Origin of the sequence: Corynebacterium sp. HMSC074E01, assembly GCF_001808885.1 — a bacterium.
In the GTDB taxonomy this organism is placed as follows: domain Bacteria; phylum Actinomycetota; class Actinomycetes; order Mycobacteriales; family Mycobacteriaceae; genus Corynebacterium.
On record NZ_KV794853.1, the window covers coordinates 77,571 to 90,978 of the forward strand.

At 65.0% G+C, this 13,408-nt stretch carries 14 protein-coding genes; 5 read left to right on the plus strand and 9 right to left on the minus strand.

All coding sequences use genetic code 11. The features are described from left to right. The 3 genes from HMPREF2537_RS08900 to HMPREF2537_RS08910 form a co-directional block, all read right to left on the minus strand. Positions 1-984: HNH endonuclease signature motif containing protein (locus tag HMPREF2537_RS08900; protein WP_070527925.1), on the minus strand; the 984-nt coding region annotated here is incomplete at its 3' end. A gap of 33 nt (positions 985-1,017) precedes the next feature. Beyond that, on the minus strand, positions 1,018-2,139 hold the full coding sequence (locus HMPREF2537_RS08905) for a threonine aldolase family protein (protein ID WP_070527928.1): 1,122 nt from the start codon (positions 2,137-2,139) through the stop codon (positions 1,018-1,020). An 11-nt stretch (positions 2,140-2,150) separates the two neighbouring features. Beyond that, positions 2,151-3,206 (minus strand): PspC domain-containing protein, encoded by a 1,056-nt coding sequence (locus HMPREF2537_RS08910; RefSeq protein ID WP_070527932.1) that lies wholly within the window; start codon positions 3,204-3,206, stop codon positions 2,151-2,153. Between the two features lie 113 nt (positions 3,207-3,319). On the opposite strand from HMPREF2537_RS08910, the gene HMPREF2537_RS08915 reads away from it, so the two are divergent. Together HMPREF2537_RS08915 and HMPREF2537_RS08920 are read left to right on the plus strand one after the other, a co-directional pair. After that, positions 3,320-4,468: an ATP-binding protein gene (locus HMPREF2537_RS08915; RefSeq protein ID WP_187357532.1), complete on the plus strand. Its 1,149-nt coding sequence runs from the start codon at positions 3,320-3,322 to the stop codon at positions 4,466-4,468. Between the two features lie 2 nt (positions 4,469-4,470). Next, the gene (locus tag HMPREF2537_RS08920; RefSeq protein WP_070527938.1) at positions 4,471-5,124 is read left to right on the plus strand and encodes a response regulator; all 654 of its coding nucleotides are present in this window, start codon (positions 4,471-4,473) and stop codon (positions 5,122-5,124) included. 96 nt (positions 5,125-5,220) lie between these two features. Here the strand turns inward: HMPREF2537_RS08920 and HMPREF2537_RS08925 are convergent, their stop codons facing one another. Beyond that, a complete protein-coding gene (locus tag HMPREF2537_RS08925) occupies positions 5,221-5,631 on the minus strand; it encodes a hypothetical protein (RefSeq protein WP_070527941.1) in 411 nt (136 codons plus the stop codon). Between the two features lie 59 nt (positions 5,632-5,690). Between HMPREF2537_RS08925 and HMPREF2537_RS08930 the strand changes: the two genes are divergently transcribed. Further along, a complete protein-coding gene (locus tag HMPREF2537_RS08930; RefSeq protein ID WP_070527944.1) occupies positions 5,691-6,374 on the plus strand; it encodes a hypothetical protein in 684 nt (227 codons plus the stop codon). Beyond that, positions 6,371-7,915: a Y-family DNA polymerase gene (locus HMPREF2537_RS08935; RefSeq protein ID WP_070527947.1), complete on the plus strand. Its 1,545-nt coding sequence runs from the start codon at positions 6,371-6,373 to the stop codon at positions 7,913-7,915. The genes HMPREF2537_RS08930 and HMPREF2537_RS08935 overlap by 4 nt, the downstream gene beginning before the upstream one ends. A 5-nt stretch (positions 7,916-7,920) precedes the next feature. On the opposite strand, the gene HMPREF2537_RS08940 is transcribed toward HMPREF2537_RS08935, so the two are convergent. Next, complete coding sequence (locus HMPREF2537_RS08940; protein WP_070527951.1) at positions 7,921-8,574, minus strand: AMIN-like domain-containing (lipo)protein; 654 nt, start codon at positions 8,572-8,574, stop codon at positions 7,921-7,923. 98 nt (positions 8,575-8,672) lie between these two features. Between HMPREF2537_RS08940 and HMPREF2537_RS08945 the strand changes: the two genes are divergently transcribed. Next, positions 8,673-9,542: a sucrase ferredoxin gene (locus HMPREF2537_RS08945; protein WP_070527954.1), complete on the plus strand. Its 870-nt coding sequence runs from the start codon at positions 8,673-8,675 to the stop codon at positions 9,540-9,542. A 50-nt stretch (positions 9,543-9,592) separates the two neighbouring features. Here HMPREF2537_RS08945 and HMPREF2537_RS08950 read toward each other — a convergent pair whose 3' ends face one another. The 4 genes from HMPREF2537_RS08950 to HMPREF2537_RS08965 form a co-directional block, all read right to left on the minus strand. Further along, on the minus strand, positions 9,593-10,273 hold the full coding sequence (locus HMPREF2537_RS08950) for a methionine ABC transporter permease (RefSeq protein WP_010189436.1): 681 nt from the start codon (positions 10,271-10,273) through the stop codon (positions 9,593-9,595). Further along, the gene (locus HMPREF2537_RS08955; protein ID WP_070527957.1) at positions 10,270-11,313 is read right to left on the minus strand and encodes a methionine ABC transporter ATP-binding protein; all 1,044 of its coding nucleotides are present in this window, start codon (positions 11,311-11,313) and stop codon (positions 10,270-10,272) included. Before HMPREF2537_RS08955 ends, HMPREF2537_RS08950 begins: the two co-directional genes overlap by 4 nt. Before the next feature lie 107 nt (positions 11,314-11,420). After that, entirely contained in the window at positions 11,421-12,326 is a 906-nt protein-coding gene (locus HMPREF2537_RS08960) for a MetQ/NlpA family ABC transporter substrate-binding protein (protein ID WP_070527960.1), read from the minus strand. Positions 12,327-12,365: 39 nt separating this feature from the next. Further along, the gene (locus HMPREF2537_RS08965) at positions 12,366-13,265 is read right to left on the minus strand and encodes a MetQ/NlpA family ABC transporter substrate-binding protein (protein ID WP_070527963.1); all 900 of its coding nucleotides are present in this window, start codon (positions 13,263-13,265) and stop codon (positions 12,366-12,368) included. Positions 13,266-13,408 lie beyond the last annotated feature (143 nt).

The following is a 13,408-nucleotide window of genomic DNA, read 5'->3' on the forward strand; positions in this document are numbered from 1 at the left end:
CGGGCCGGCCCACGGCGGCAGGTAGTGCACGCGGCCATTGATGCGGTCGAGATGTCCTCGGCCGGTGGGCTTTTCCGGATCATCGTCATTGACCGCGTTGTGATACGCACACAGCGGCACCATATTGGCCATGTTGGTCGGCCCGCCATCTTGGAAGCGGGTGAGGTGATGAATCTGCGAGTCCTCGGCAGGCGCGTTGCAACCCGGCCACGCGCACGTCGGGTGCTCCGCAGACAGCGCGAGGCGCTGCTTGGTGTTAGCGAAACGGCTCGCCATGTACAGGTTCACGGGGCCGTGGTGGGGGTGGACGAGGGTGATGAGGCCGACGTCGGCAAGCTTTTCGCGTACGAACTCCGCGCCCGTCATCGTGGCCCCATTGGTCAGTTGCAGCTCAATCTCCTCACCATCGCCATCCACGATGCGGTCGAGCTCATCCAAGCGCACGATGACGTTGGACTGCAGCTTCTGGCCCGAACCGCCCCCGCCGCGGAACACGGTATGCGCCGCGGTGAGCAAGTCCTTGTCGGTGGTCTTCAGTACGGCCAGCAGCTTCGAGATGTTGAGCGAGGAATCCGTAATACTCAGCGTGTGGTTGCGGCCTGCGCGCCGCGTCACCCGCACGCCCGGGGCGGGGTCCTTGGGCGGGCGCCACTCTTTGAGCTTTGCCTTCGCCACCATGGGGATTTTCTCCCGCGGGGTAGCGGCCAGCAGTTGGCGCAGCTCCCAAGCCTTGCGGGCCTTGAGCTTGGAACAATAGCGCTCGATATCGAGGAGCGTGAACACGTCGTGGCCCGTGCGGCGCGCTTTGCGCTGCCGGGAGCGGAACATCGTGTCCCCGAAATACACCGCGTGCAGCCCCAGGAGCTTCTCCGCGAAGTCCGGTCGCGCACCCATCTCAACCAGCTGCGCGCGCGTGACACCGGCGCATTGCTCGACCACGTCGAGCCCGCGCGTTAGTGCTTGAATGTAACCCCCCAGTTGCATAGCCCACAGCCTAAACCAGGTTGGGCAACCTCGCTACTTGAGCGCAGGAATAGCAGCGCAGAGCTTATCGACGTCCCCCTCTTCCGTCGACCACGCCGTACAAAAACGCACCACGCGTAGGCCTTCGTGTTCTTCGAAGAACTGGCACACGAAGTCCTGTGAGAGCTTCTCTTCCTGCTCGCGTGTCAGCAGAGCGAATTGCTGATTGGTGGGGGAGTTAAAGAGCATGTCGATGCCCGCGGCGTGGAAGGCCTCGGCGATGCGCTGGGCCTGGGCGTTGGCGCGGGCACAGATCTGCTCGTAGAGGGTCGTTGCAGCTGTGCCGGTGACCTCAGTGTCTGGGGTAGTTGCGCTAGCGTCTGCGCAGGAAGCGTTGGTTCCGGGGAGCGCATCGTCGGATTCAGGAGTGGGGGCGCTGAAGAGGGCGGTGAATTGCGCGCCGAGCAACCAGCCCTTAGCTAGCAGGCCGCCGCTTTGCTTCATCGCATTGCGAAAGCGCGGCGCACCCGCGGGGAAGACGATGGCTTCGCCGAAGAGGGCGCCGCATTTGGTGCCGCCGATGGTGAAGACGTCGACAAGCGCGGCCAGGTCCGGCAGGGTGATATCCGAAGCGGACAGGCCGTAGCCGAGGCGGGCGCCGTCGACAAACAGGCCCAACTCGTACTCATCGCAGACCTCGCGCAGGGCCACGAGTTCGGCGCGGGAGTAGGCGGTACCAAACTCGGTGGGCTGCGTGATGTAGACCAGTGCGGGCTCTGGCATGTGTTCCTCCACCCCGGAGGCGCGGTATTCCTCCATGCACGCGCGCACTTGCGCGTCGGTGATCTTTCCCAGCTGGTTCGGCAGCGTGATGACCTTGTGCCCGGTGTGCTCGATGGCGCCCGTCTCATGGGTGGCGATGTGCCCGCTATCCGCCGCGATGACACCCTCCCAGGGGCGCAGCCGGTGGGCAATGATGGTGGCGTTGGCCTGCGTGCCACCGACCATGAAATGCACCTCGGCGTTCGGCGCTTGGCAGGCAGCGCGGATGCGCTCAGCGGCCGTGGCGCACAGTTCATCGGCGCCATAGCCGGCATAAGCCCCGCCCGCCCCCGCGATGGCATCAAGGACGCGGGGGTGGGCGGAGCGGTGGTAGTCGTTGCCGAAGTGAATCATGCTGGGTAAGTCTAGCCGGTGACCGTGACCTCGCCGATGCCTGCGTCGATGTGAATGTTCAGCAGCGCGTCAGGGTCCTGGCGTTCGGTGCAGTTGCTCTCGCCCAGGCCGTCATCACAGGTCAGCGCGACGGGGATGTCTTTCGGGAGGATGACCTCGACGGCGCCGATGCCGGCGTCGACGGTGACGTCGTGCTCGCCTTTCAAGTCGTGGAGCTGGCTGAAGTCTACCGTCGACTCACCGATTCCCAGGTCGTAGTATTCTTCGAGTTCATCTTCATGAGTGGGCGCGATGTGCTGTTCACCGGCGTTAAAGCGGAAGCTGAAACCGGACTCATCGTCGGCCTCGGAGACGAAGGTGACTCCAAGGAAGGCGATCGTCAGGGCGGCGCCCACGGCGCCGAGAGCAATCGCGCCCTCGACCCACTGCGAACCGCGCTTCTTTGTCGGTTCTTCCCGCGGGCCCGGCTCCGGCAGATCCCAGGCATCGGGCACCACACCGAGCGGATCCCAGGACGGCGGGGTCGTGCGCCCTGGCGGGAAGGGGTGGCCGTCTGCCGGGGTATAAGGGTTGAGGTTGACAGGTTCCTCGCGCACCGGCTGCTCGGCAGCTAGTAGCCCGCTGGGTGGTAGCGGCTCGCGTTGGTGAAGGGCGTACCACGCCAGCGCTAACAGGCCGAAGGTCAGTGCAGCGGGCGGAAGGCCGGCGAGGAATTGTCCGCTCAAGAACAGCGGGCCGGAGCCAAACGTCAGAAGGACGCCGATAATCAGCACCCAGCCGAGCTCTTGTTCCTCCTTGACGCCATCCTTGCCCAAGGCCGCATCGAGCGGGCAGTAGGGTGAGCCGAAGCGCGGCATGAGCGCCCACGCGGCGAGGTAGGCGGCGATGCCACCGCCGAAAGCCAACGCGGCGACCACGAAGGCCACGCGCACAATCGTGGGATCAAGCTGGTAGCGCACCGCGATGCCTTCGCAGACACCAGCGATGTGCGCGTCACCGCCCTGTTTCTTGGGAAGGCGGACGGGGCGGGTCGTCCACATCTGGTTGAGTGTGCTGTTCTTCGTCATGCTTTTATGGTGCCGCGTGGGGCCTCGCGGCGGTATCGGTAATCGCCCTGATTTTTCGACCTCAGGGTTGTCCCCGATGTGCCCGAGGGGTGGTGCGTGGGACTATGTCTAGTATGACTTCGCCCTATGTGCCTGCAGAAAACGCGGCGCCTTATCCCGTGATGTCGCGCCCCCAATCTGGCCGCGTGGTCGCCGGCGTGGCGGCGGGGCTGGCGCAGAATCTTGGGGTTTCGGCGCTCTCCGTGCGCATCGCTTTGACCGCGTTGACTCTGCTGGGTGGGGTGGGGGCGATGGCCTATGCGGGGCTGTGGATCTTCACGCCCGCGCTTGACGACGCCCCCTCCACCCGCCGCAGCCCCCTTTCCCTCGTGCTGGTGTTCCTGGCGCTGGCGGGTAGTGCGGTGGGGGTGTTGGGGGTTTCGGGGGCGTCGCTAAGCGTGGCGGTGCCGTTGGCAGTGGTGGCCATCGGCGCGGTGCTGGCGTGGTTGGCGTATGACCGCGGGCTGAACACGCCGGTGGGCCTGGTTGCTGTGGCGGCCGGTGCCGTCTTGGTCATCGGTGGCGTTGTGGTGGCGGCGGTGACGTGGGAGAGCGGATCGGGTTCGGCGATCCTGGCCACGGCGCTGACGCTGGTGGGCTTCGGTGCGCTGGTGGTGCCGCTGGTGTTGAAGCTCTGGCGTTCGCTATCGCAGGAGCAGGCGGCCAAGGCGGTTTCAGAGGAGCGCGCCGAGATTGCCGCCCGCCTGCACGATTCGGTGCTGCAGACGCTGGCGCTGATTCAGAAGCGGGCGGGGGATTCGCGTGAGGTGACGCGTTTGGCGCGCGCCCAAGAACGCGAGCTGCGCGCCTGGCTTTTCGACGCCCCCTCCGCCGCCCCCACCACCTGTTTTGGTGCTCTCGAAGCGGCGTGCGGGGAAGTGGAAGATCTCTTTGACATACGGGTGTCCGCGGTGACGGTGGGTGAGGACACAGAGCTGACGGAGTCCGCGAAGCTGCTTATCCAGGCCGCGCGTGAGGCGATGGTCAATGCCGGCAAGCACGCAGGCGTGGACGTGGTGGATGTCTACGCGGAGTTGTTGGCGGGCGAGCTGAGTATCTTTGTGCGTGATCGCGGGGTGGGTTTCGACGTGGAGAATATTCCTGCTGATAGGCATGGGATTCGTGACAGTATTCGCGCGCGCGTAGAGGGATCTGGTGGGCGCGTGCGGATTTCCTCGACCCCGGGGGAGGGCACCGAGGTGGAGCTCGCGGTAGCGTTATGAGCATGGTGAAGGTCTTTTTGGTTGATGATCACTCCGTCTTCCGTGCGGGCGTGCGCGCGGAGCTGGCGGCGTCCTCGGAGATTGAGATTGTGGGCGACGCCGGCACCGTTGCGGAGGCGCTGGAGGGCATTGCGCGTACCTCGCCGGACGTGGTGCTTCTCGACGTCCACATGCCCGATGGCGGCGGCCTCGCCGTTATTAACGCGACGGCTAATCAGCCGGCGCGGCCGGTGTTTTTGGCGCTGAGCGTGTCGGATGCGGCGGAGGACGTGATTGCGCTGATTCGGGCGGGCGCGCGCGGGTATGTGACGAAGAATATTTCCGGCCCGGATTTGGCGCGCGCGATCCTGCAGGTCAACAGCGGGGATGCGTATTTCTCGCCGCGCCTGGCGGGCTTTGTCCTTGATGCTTTTGCCTCCGGCTCGCCCGCGCCGGAGCCGGAGGAGGGACAGGACCCGGCGGTGGATGCGCTCACGAGGCGCGAGCTGGAGGTCTTGCGGTTGCTCGCGCGCGGCTATACGTACCGCGAGATTGGCAAGCAGCTGTTCATTTCGGTGAAGACGGTAGAAACACACGCCTCCAATATTTTGCGCAAGACCCAGCAGTCCAACCGCCATCAGCTCACGCGCTGGGCCACCTCGCGCGACCTGGCTTAGGTGGCCCGCACACACCAGGCTTGGGGAAAGGTCTAGGCGGACCGACCCAGACAGCTCGGCCCGCACGCCCCGGGCGTTGGGGGAGACGGGCTGAGCCTAGGCCGGGGGCGCGTAGGCGAGCTTGCGGGAGCCGTCGACGTGGGGAAAGAGCAGGAAGGCCGCACCTGAAACGAGCACCCACACCAGAGCGCTGCCCCAGGCAGGTAGTGCGAGGAGCGGGGAGAACATGACCATCAACCACAGCACCATAAGCGGAATAAGCTGTGCGGCGTTGGGCAGCATGGTGACGTTGTGGTGCTGGGCATAATCGCGCAGGTCAGCACGGTAAGGGTGCAGGAGTACGAGCGCGCAGGCCGCGAGAAGGAAGAGCAGGCTGAGCCCTAGCGCGAGGCCGAAGTGGATGCGGCTGGCACCCACCGCCACGGCGGCACCAGCCAGCAGCGAGGCGCCGAGGCGTACCCACGGCGGAGTGGGGATCGGGGTGGTGTGCGCGTGGAGGGGATTCATGGCGCCTAACGCTACCAGCGCAATTGCGCGCGTCCGGAGAGAGGTTCATAATAGGAACCATGAATCAAACAGGTGTTCGCGTAGTGGGTGGATCGCAGGCCGAGCAAATTGCGGTCCTGCGCGCCCAGATTCAACGCCTGGAAACCCCGGATGTTGCTGCGCAGGTGCAGCCGGAGGTGGAGCTTCTCGGCGTCCCCGAAGGGCTATCTGAGCTGCTCCCGGGCGGTGGACTTCCCCGCAAGCGGGCAACCGCCTGTGCGGAATGTGCCGCGCTCGTCGTGGAGCTGGTCTCCCATGTTAGCGCGGCGGGTGGACACGTCGGGGTAGTGGGCTGGCCGGATCTCTCACTCGCACAAGTGACCGAGAGTGGTGATATCTCCCGGGTTATCACGGTGCCCGATCCAGGTGTAGAACCCTGGGCGGTGACCGGCGTGCTGTGCGAGGGGCTGGACCTCGTCGTGCACAAAGGCACAGGCGAGCTGAGCCCCACCCGGGCGCGCCCCGTGCTGGCGAAAGTGCGGGCAGGGCAGGCAGCCCTGCTCACCGTGGGAACCCGGCTGTCGGGCACAGCTGTGGAGATAGGCGCGGAAGTTGTCGCTGTGCATGGCTTGGGCCGGGGCAGCGGGCGGATTCGGGGGGTTGATATAGGGGTGCGGGTGGCGTCGGCAAGCATGCGCCCGCGTCGTGGAGTGCTCACGTGTGGGCAGCATCCGGAAGCGCGCCCGCACTTGGAGGTCGTGTGAGGGTCGCGGCGCTGTGGTTCCCGGACTGGCCTATCCAGGCGCTGCAGGACGCCGAGAGGGCGGCGTGCGTTATTGCCGCCCAGCACCGCGTGGCGGTGTGCAACGCGGTGGCGCGCCGGGCGGGGGTACGCCGCGGGATGCGGGTGCGCCAAGCCCAAGCCCTCCTGCCGGAGTTGCGCGTGGAGGAGGCCAACCCGGACCGGGACGGGGTGGTGTTCGCGGAGATTGCCGCGGGCCTGGACGCGGTGGCTTCGTCGGTGGAGGTGCTGCGCCCTGGGCTGGTCATCGTGGACGCAGGCGCGGCCGGACGTTTCCACGGCAGTGAGGCAAAAGCAGTGGAAATGCTTGTCGACGCCACCGCCAGATCCCACCTCGACGCCACCGTCGGCGTCGCGGACGAGATTGCCACCGCGCTGATTGCTGCGCGCCACCACAACCTGGGCGCGGTAGTCCCGGCAGGCGGCTCGCGCGACTTTTTGGCTAAGCAGCCGGTGGGAGTATTGGCTGCGGAGGTGGCGCTGGGGTGTGCAGCGGACGTGGTGCACGCCTTGGAGCAGCTGGGCGTGCGCACGCTAGGGGAGCTGGCGGGCCTGCCGCTGCGCCAAGTCACCACCCGCTTCGGCGAGGCCGGGCGGCGGTGCCACGCTGTGGCCGCAGTTGCGCCGGATAGGCGCGTGGCGCCGGAGCTTGCGCGCCCCGACTTGGGTGTGGAGCAGGGCTTCGAAGAACCCTTGGAGCGCGTGGATGCTGCGGCTTTCGCTGCGCGTCAGCTCGCGGCGCGCCTGCACGTGCTACTCGAGGAAGCCGGCGTGGTGTGCCTGCGCCTGCGCGTTGCCGCGGAGTTCGAGGGCGGCGAGCGCTTGGAGCGGATTTGGCGTACCCAGGAAGCGCTCAGCGAGGCGGCCACGGCGGACCGCGTGCGCTGGCAGCTCGACGGCTGGTTGAGTGCTGCGCGGGCGGGGAGTGCGCCGGGTGAGGGAGGGGGCATCGCCAAGCTGGCGTTGGAACCGGTGGAGGTCGCCCCGCCGGAGGATGGGCTCCTGTGGGGCGCGGGTGAATCCGCGGAGCAAGCCAAGCGCGTCATCGCGCGCGTGCAATCCCAGCTGGGGGTGGACCGCGTGCTGCAGCCCCGCCCGGCGGCGGGGCGTGGGGTGGCCGAGCGCATCGAGTACGTCCCCTATGGTGAGCAGCGCGATCCGCAGCCGGAGGGCACGTGGCCGGGGCGCATCCCGGCGCCGCTTCCGGCGAGCCTGGCCCACCCAGCCGCGCGGATTCGGCTTATCGACTCCTCCTCGAAGGACATCATCGTCACCGCCGAGGCCCTCCTTTCCGGGGAACCAGCAGGCTTAGGATGGGGCCAGCACCGCTACCGGGTGACTGGGTGGGCCGGCCCGTGGCCCGTGGATACCGGATGGTGGGAGGCGGGTGTGGCGCAGCGTTGTGCGCGCCTGCAAGTAGTGGGAGAAAACGACAAAGGCCAGCGCGCCTGGCTGCTGGTGTGGGCAGGCGGGCGCTGGTCGGTGGAGGCAACCTATGCCTGAACGGATTAATTCAAGATGTCGATAACCAGGCGCGTCGGCGCCCTGAGCACCTGGACCGAGTACGGGTGGCGTTCATTAAGCCCGATAACGAACTGCGAGCGAGCCTCGAAGGTGCCGCTGCTGACCACCTGGGTCACCAGCCCGCCGGCGCCCTTCACGGTGCCGATGTTGGGGTCTTCCATGTCGAGCTGGAAGGGGTAAGCGGTGCCGTCGATGCTGACGTCGAGCGCGGTGGAACCTTCATAAGCAATCGGGTTGCCGGAGCCCTGCTGGGCGGGAGCGTCGGTGTAATCGATGAACCAGCCCGGCGAACCGTCCCCGACAAACTCGAAGACCACGCGGTCAAAACCTTCATGCTTGCCCACGCGGACATCAGTCACCACCAGCTCCGAGGGGGCCGGTGGGCGGAGGGTTTTCATCTCCATGTTGGCGTCGCCCAGCGGGGTCAGCCCAGCCGGTGCGGCCGGGGAGGGGGCAGCAGGAGTGACTGTGGCAGTGGAGGTGGAGGCGCCGGACAGGGTGGCGTCGAGAGTCTTCGTGGGGCCGTCGGAGCTGCCGTCCGGGGAGGAAGACGGAGCGCATCCCTGAAGCGCGAGCGCACCCGAGACAACGAGTGCGGCAACTGGGGCGGCTGTGCGCAAGAGGTTATGTTTCGGCATGACTTCGAGCGTAGTGGCACTACGGGGAATTATATGCATCGCGCTAAGCAACGTAACCACATTGTTGTGAAAAGAGTGATGCCAGTTAAGATGGCGCCATGACCTTCTGCTCCGACGTCCAGGTCGAGCCCCTGGCCGGTACTGCTAAACAAGAATCTGTGTACGTCCTTTTTGAGTGGCCCACGGCGTGGTCCCGCGACGTGCTTGACGGACGTACCTTTGGCCCCGGCTTGACTGCGAAGCTCAAGGCCAAGCTCAAAGGCGTGGCGGGCCTGCAACTCATTCGCCGCCCTGGGCGCGCTGGGCATGAGCGGGGGACGGGGCATTTCCGTTGTTTCGTCGTGTGGGCACGCGAGGGTTTAGTGCAGGATTACGTCCTGAACGGCCCGGAGGACATCCTCGATCTGGATCTGGAGCACCCCACCGGCACGTGTCTGCCGCTGGTGCTCGTGTGCACCCATGCCAAGCGCGATGCCTGCTGCGCAATCAAGGGACGCCCGCTTGCCGCCTCCCTGGCATGCGAATTTGAGGAGACCGTGTGGGAAACCTCCCACACCAAGGGACACCGTTTCGCGCCGTCGGTGCTGTTGATGCCCTGGGGATATTCCTTTGGCCGCCTCAACGTGGAAGCCGGCCGCGAGCTCGTGGGCAAGGCCTTGCACGGCGAGTACTTCTACCCCGCCAACCGCGGTTCCGGCCTCGCCACGCCCCGGGGTCAGGTGGCGGAGCTCGCGGTGGCACGCCAGCTTCTCGACGCCTCCGAGACCCTCCACTACGGCGACCTCACCGTCGACGCGGTGGAGAACCCCGCCGCAAAGAATAGCGTCGTTGTGCGCCACCGTGATGGCCGCGCATGGGACGTAGAGCTCGAAGAAAAAGAGGCCTCCGGCGTCGTCTCTTCTTGTGGAGACGAGCCGAAGACCTCTCGTTTCTATGCCGCGCGCAGCGTCGAAAAGCGCAGCGCATAGAGCGCGGGCGCGGCACCTCTAAACTGTGCCGAGCCAGGCGCGGCGCGCGGCTAGCGGCGCATAATCTTGGCCGAGAGCCAGTTGCCAAAGAACTGCGCTGCCTGCACCAGCACAATGATGATGAGGGTAGCCACCACGGTGACCTCCCACTCGAAGGCGCGGTAGCCGTAGACAATGGCGAAGTCACCCAAGCCGCCGCCGCCGACGTAGCCGGCCATCGCGGACATATCGACGATGCCGATGAACAGGAAGGTGTAGCCCAGCACCAGCGGGCCCAGTGCCTCCGGAATGATGACCGTGGTGATGATCTTCCACGGCGAAGCACCCATTGCGCGGGCTGCTTCAATCACGCCCGGATCCAGCGCCACGAGGTTCTGCTCCACGATGCGCGCCACCGCGAAGGTAGCCGCAATCACCATGACGAACGTGGCCGGCTCACGTCCGATGGAGCTGCCCAGCACCGCCACCGTCAGCGGCTGCACAAAGGCCAGCAAGATAATGAACGGAATCGGGCGAACAAAGTTCACCAGGATATTGATGACGAAGTGGATGGGCTTGTTCTGCAGGATGCCACCCGGGCGCGTGGTGTAGAGCAGGATGCCCAGCACGAGGCCGATGATGCCGGCGAGCACCAGGGTGGTGGCGACCATGATGAGGGTGTCCTTGATGGCGTCGACAAGCGTGCTGCCCAGTCGGTCCCAATTGGCCTGCGCGAGGTAGGTGACGTTCATCGTTGGATCTCCTCAATGTCGGTGGTGCGTTGCATGTGGGCGTAGAAGTCTTCGATGGCGGCGTCTGGGCCGTTGAGGCGCACGGTGATCTTGCCAAAGGAGTGCTTCTGCAAGGTGGTAATGCCGCCGTGGACCACGGCGATGGACACGCCCTTGTCCGCGAGCTTGCCCGCGGCATCGAAGAAACCGGACTTCTCCGTCAGGTTGATGGTGAACAAACGCCCCTCGTGGGCCAAGAGGTCATCGGCCTCCACGACGTCCGGGGTGTTGCGCAGCGAGGTGGCCACGAACTTCTCCGCTACCTTGGTCTGCGGATTGGAAAAGACCTCGTAGACGCTGCCGGCCTCGATAACGCGTCCGCTTTCCATGACGGCCACCTTGTCGGCGATGGAGCGCACGACGTCCATCTCGTGGGTGATGACCACGATGGTGATGCCGAGGTCGCGGTTGACTTTGCGCAGCAGGTCAAGAACCTCGTGGGTGGTGGTGGGGTCGAGCGCCGAGGTGGCTTCATCTGCCAGCAGCAGGGAAGGGTTATTAGCCAGGGCGCGGGCGATGCCGACGCGCTGCTTCTGGCCGCCGGAGAGCTGCTCCGGGTAGTTATCGCCCTTGTCCGCCAGGCCGACGAACTCCAGCAGTTCCTGTACGCGCTGTTTACGCTCTTGCTTGTCGACGCCCTGCAGCTTCAGCGGGTACTCAATATTGCCCGCCGCGGTGCGCGAGGACATGAGGTTGAACTGCTGGAAGATCATGCCGATGTTGCGGCGGATGCCGCGGAGCTTGGACTCGGGGAGGGGGACGACATCGGTGCCGTCGAGAAGCAGCTGCCCTGAGGTCGGCTTGTCCAGGCCGTTGATCATGCGCACCAGCGTGGATTTGCCCGCGCCGGAGAAGCCGATGATGCCGATGATCTCGCCGGGCTCGACGGTCAAAGAGACATCATCAAGCGCTTTCGTGGTGGCCTTTTTGTTTTTAAAGACTTTGGTGATGTTGCGGAATTCAATCCGGGTGCCCCGGTGGGCGCCTTGTTGTTCAGTCACGTGGTTTTCCTTTGTACGTGTCCGTGTGGTGAATAAGCAGGGAGTAACGGGCAAAATCCCCCGGGTCACGCAAACGAGCGTGAGCGCGGGGGAGGAGGGAGATTCGCTTAGCTGGAGGAGGCTTCCTCTTCCAAGCGCTCCAGAATCTCCTGAAGCTCTGGCTGCGGTTTATCCACGAAGATAGTGGTGCCACCCGTGGTGTCTTGCACCGCGGCCTTCACCTCATCAGAGAGGTAGAGTTCAGCCAGCTTCTTGACCTTCTCATTGTCCTTGTCTTTTTCCTGTACAGCCCACACGTTGACGTAGGGGTCGAACAGGATCTTCGGGTCGGCGTTGGGGTTTTCCGGGTCGTCGTAAAGCACGGCGTCGGCCGGGTTGATACCCGCGCGCTTGAAGAAGGAGTTGGTGATGATGGCGGGCTTGCCCTCGCCGAAGGCGGACGGGGTCTGGGAAGCATCGACCGGGGTGATGCTTACCTTGGATGCGGCCTCGTCGATGTCGGCGGGATCCGGGGTGAGCTTGCCCTCTTCCTTGAGCTTCAGCAAACCGTTGGCTGCCAGCAGGTTGATGGCGCGGCCCTGGTTCGTGGCGTCATTCGGAATGGCGATGTCCTGGCCCTCGATGCCGTCGATGCTGTCGTGGCCCTTCCAGAACAGCGGCATGGGGTAGACCTGCGTGGAGGCCACCGGAACGAGGTTCGTGCCGTTGCCCACGTTGTACTCGGCGAGGAACTTCAGATGCTGGAACTTGTTGGTATCCGTGCTGCCCTCAGCCAAGGACTGGTTGGGGGTGGCGTAGTCGGTGAAGCTCTTCATCTCGATCTCGATGCCTTCCTTGGCAGCGAGCTCTTTGAGTACGCCCCACTCCGGAAGTTCGGCGTCGGTGGTGCCGACGATGATGGGATCCTCGGCGGTGCCGGCGGCGAAATCGGAGCTTGCAGACGAGCAGGCGACCAAGCTGGTAGCAGCAACCAGGCTAGCGGCGGCGGCTGCTACGAGGCGGCGGATGCGCATGATTCGTCCTTTACTAGTTAGTCAGTGATGGGATTGTGCTTAGACCTGCTCTTCGAGGCGCTCCAGAATCTCCTGGAGCTCCTCCTGGGAGCGGTCGACGGCCACGGCGGTATCACCGGAGGACTTCAGAACGGCATCGGTGACCTTCGGGTCCTTCCACAGCTCGGCCAGCTCGTGAAGGGTTTCGTTATCGGCGTCGTCGGCGCGTACGGCCCAGACGTTGATGTAGGGCTCGGCCTCAGTGGAGTCCGGGTCATCCTGAGCGACGGCAGACTGCGGGTCAATGCCAGCGCGCTCGAGGAAGGAGTTGTTGATGACGGCCGGCTTACCCTCGCCGTACGCGGCCGGAGTCTGAGCAGCGTCTACCGGGGTGACCTTGACCTTGGACTTCTCCTCATCGATGTCCAGCGGGGTGGGGGTCAGCGGGCTGCCCTCCTTGAGGGTGACCAGGCCTTCCTGAACCAGCAGGCCGATGGCGCGGCCCTGGTTGGTGGAGTCATTCGGAATAGCAACTTCCTGGCCCTCGATGTCAGCGAGGTCCTTGTGGTCCTTCCAGTAGATGGCCAGCGGGTAGATCTCGGTGGCGGCCAGCGGGACGAGGTCGGTGCCGTTGCCCTTGTTGTACTCAGCCAGGAACTTCAGGTGCTGGAACTTGTTCGTCGTCAGCTTGCCCTGGTCCAGAGCCTGGTTCGGAGTGTTGTAATCGGAGAAATTCTCCAGCTTGACGTCGAAGCCAGCTTCCTTGGCCAGGTCCTGGAAGACGGCCCACTCTTCCATGTTGGCGTCGGTGGTGCCGATGGTGATGGTGGAGTCCTTGGTGATGGCTTCGCCGGAATCCTTGGACTCGGCGGAGTCCGAGGAATCGGAGGAGCAAGCAACCAGCCCGGTTGCGGCGATGACGGCTGCCGAGGTGGCGGCAAGTACGCGACGGATGCTCATGGTGGGTTCCTAGTGTCCCTTCTTGGTTTGTGCGGCAAGTCGTGTCACCGCAGGAGTGTTCACTGCAGGAAAAACTAGCAACGATTGAACCGCTTTGTCTATCCGGCGGATCGTTCAACGACAACCTTGACGGGAACCTGTGT

Coding starts and splice junctions, on each gene's coding strand:
- HMPREF2537_RS08910 (WP_070527932.1), bottom strand. CDS start 3,206: ATGACGAAGAACAGCACACTCAACCAGATGTGGACGACCCGCCCCGTC.
- HMPREF2537_RS08940 (WP_070527951.1), bottom strand. CDS start 8,574: ATGCCGAAACATAACCTCTTGCGCACAGCCGCCCCAGTTGCCGCACTC.
- HMPREF2537_RS08915 (WP_187357532.1), top strand. CDS start 3,320: ATGACTTCGCCCTATGTGCCTGCAGAAAACGCGGCGCCTTATCCCGTG.
- HMPREF2537_RS08965 (WP_070527963.1), bottom strand. CDS start 13,265: ATGAGCATCCGTCGCGTACTTGCCGCCACCTCGGCAGCCGTCATCGCC.
- HMPREF2537_RS08920 (WP_070527938.1), top strand. CDS start 4,471: ATGGTGAAGGTCTTTTTGGTTGATGATCACTCCGTCTTCCGTGCGGGC.
- HMPREF2537_RS08925 (WP_070527941.1), bottom strand. CDS start 5,631: ATGAATCCCCTCCACGCGCACACCACCCCGATCCCCACTCCGCCGTGG.
- HMPREF2537_RS08950 (WP_010189436.1), bottom strand. CDS start 10,273: ATGAACGTCACCTACCTCGCGCAGGCCAATTGGGACCGACTGGGCAGC.
- HMPREF2537_RS08930 (WP_070527944.1), top strand. CDS start 5,691: ATGAATCAAACAGGTGTTCGCGTAGTGGGTGGATCGCAGGCCGAGCAA.
- HMPREF2537_RS08905 (WP_070527928.1), bottom strand. CDS start 2,139: ATGATTCACTTCGGCAACGACTACCACCGCTCCGCCCACCCCCGCGTC.
- HMPREF2537_RS08945 (WP_070527954.1), top strand. CDS start 8,673: ATGACCTTCTGCTCCGACGTCCAGGTCGAGCCCCTGGCCGGTACTGCT.
- HMPREF2537_RS08960 (WP_070527960.1), bottom strand. CDS start 12,326: ATGCGCATCCGCCGCCTCGTAGCAGCCGCCGCCGCTAGCCTGGTTGCT.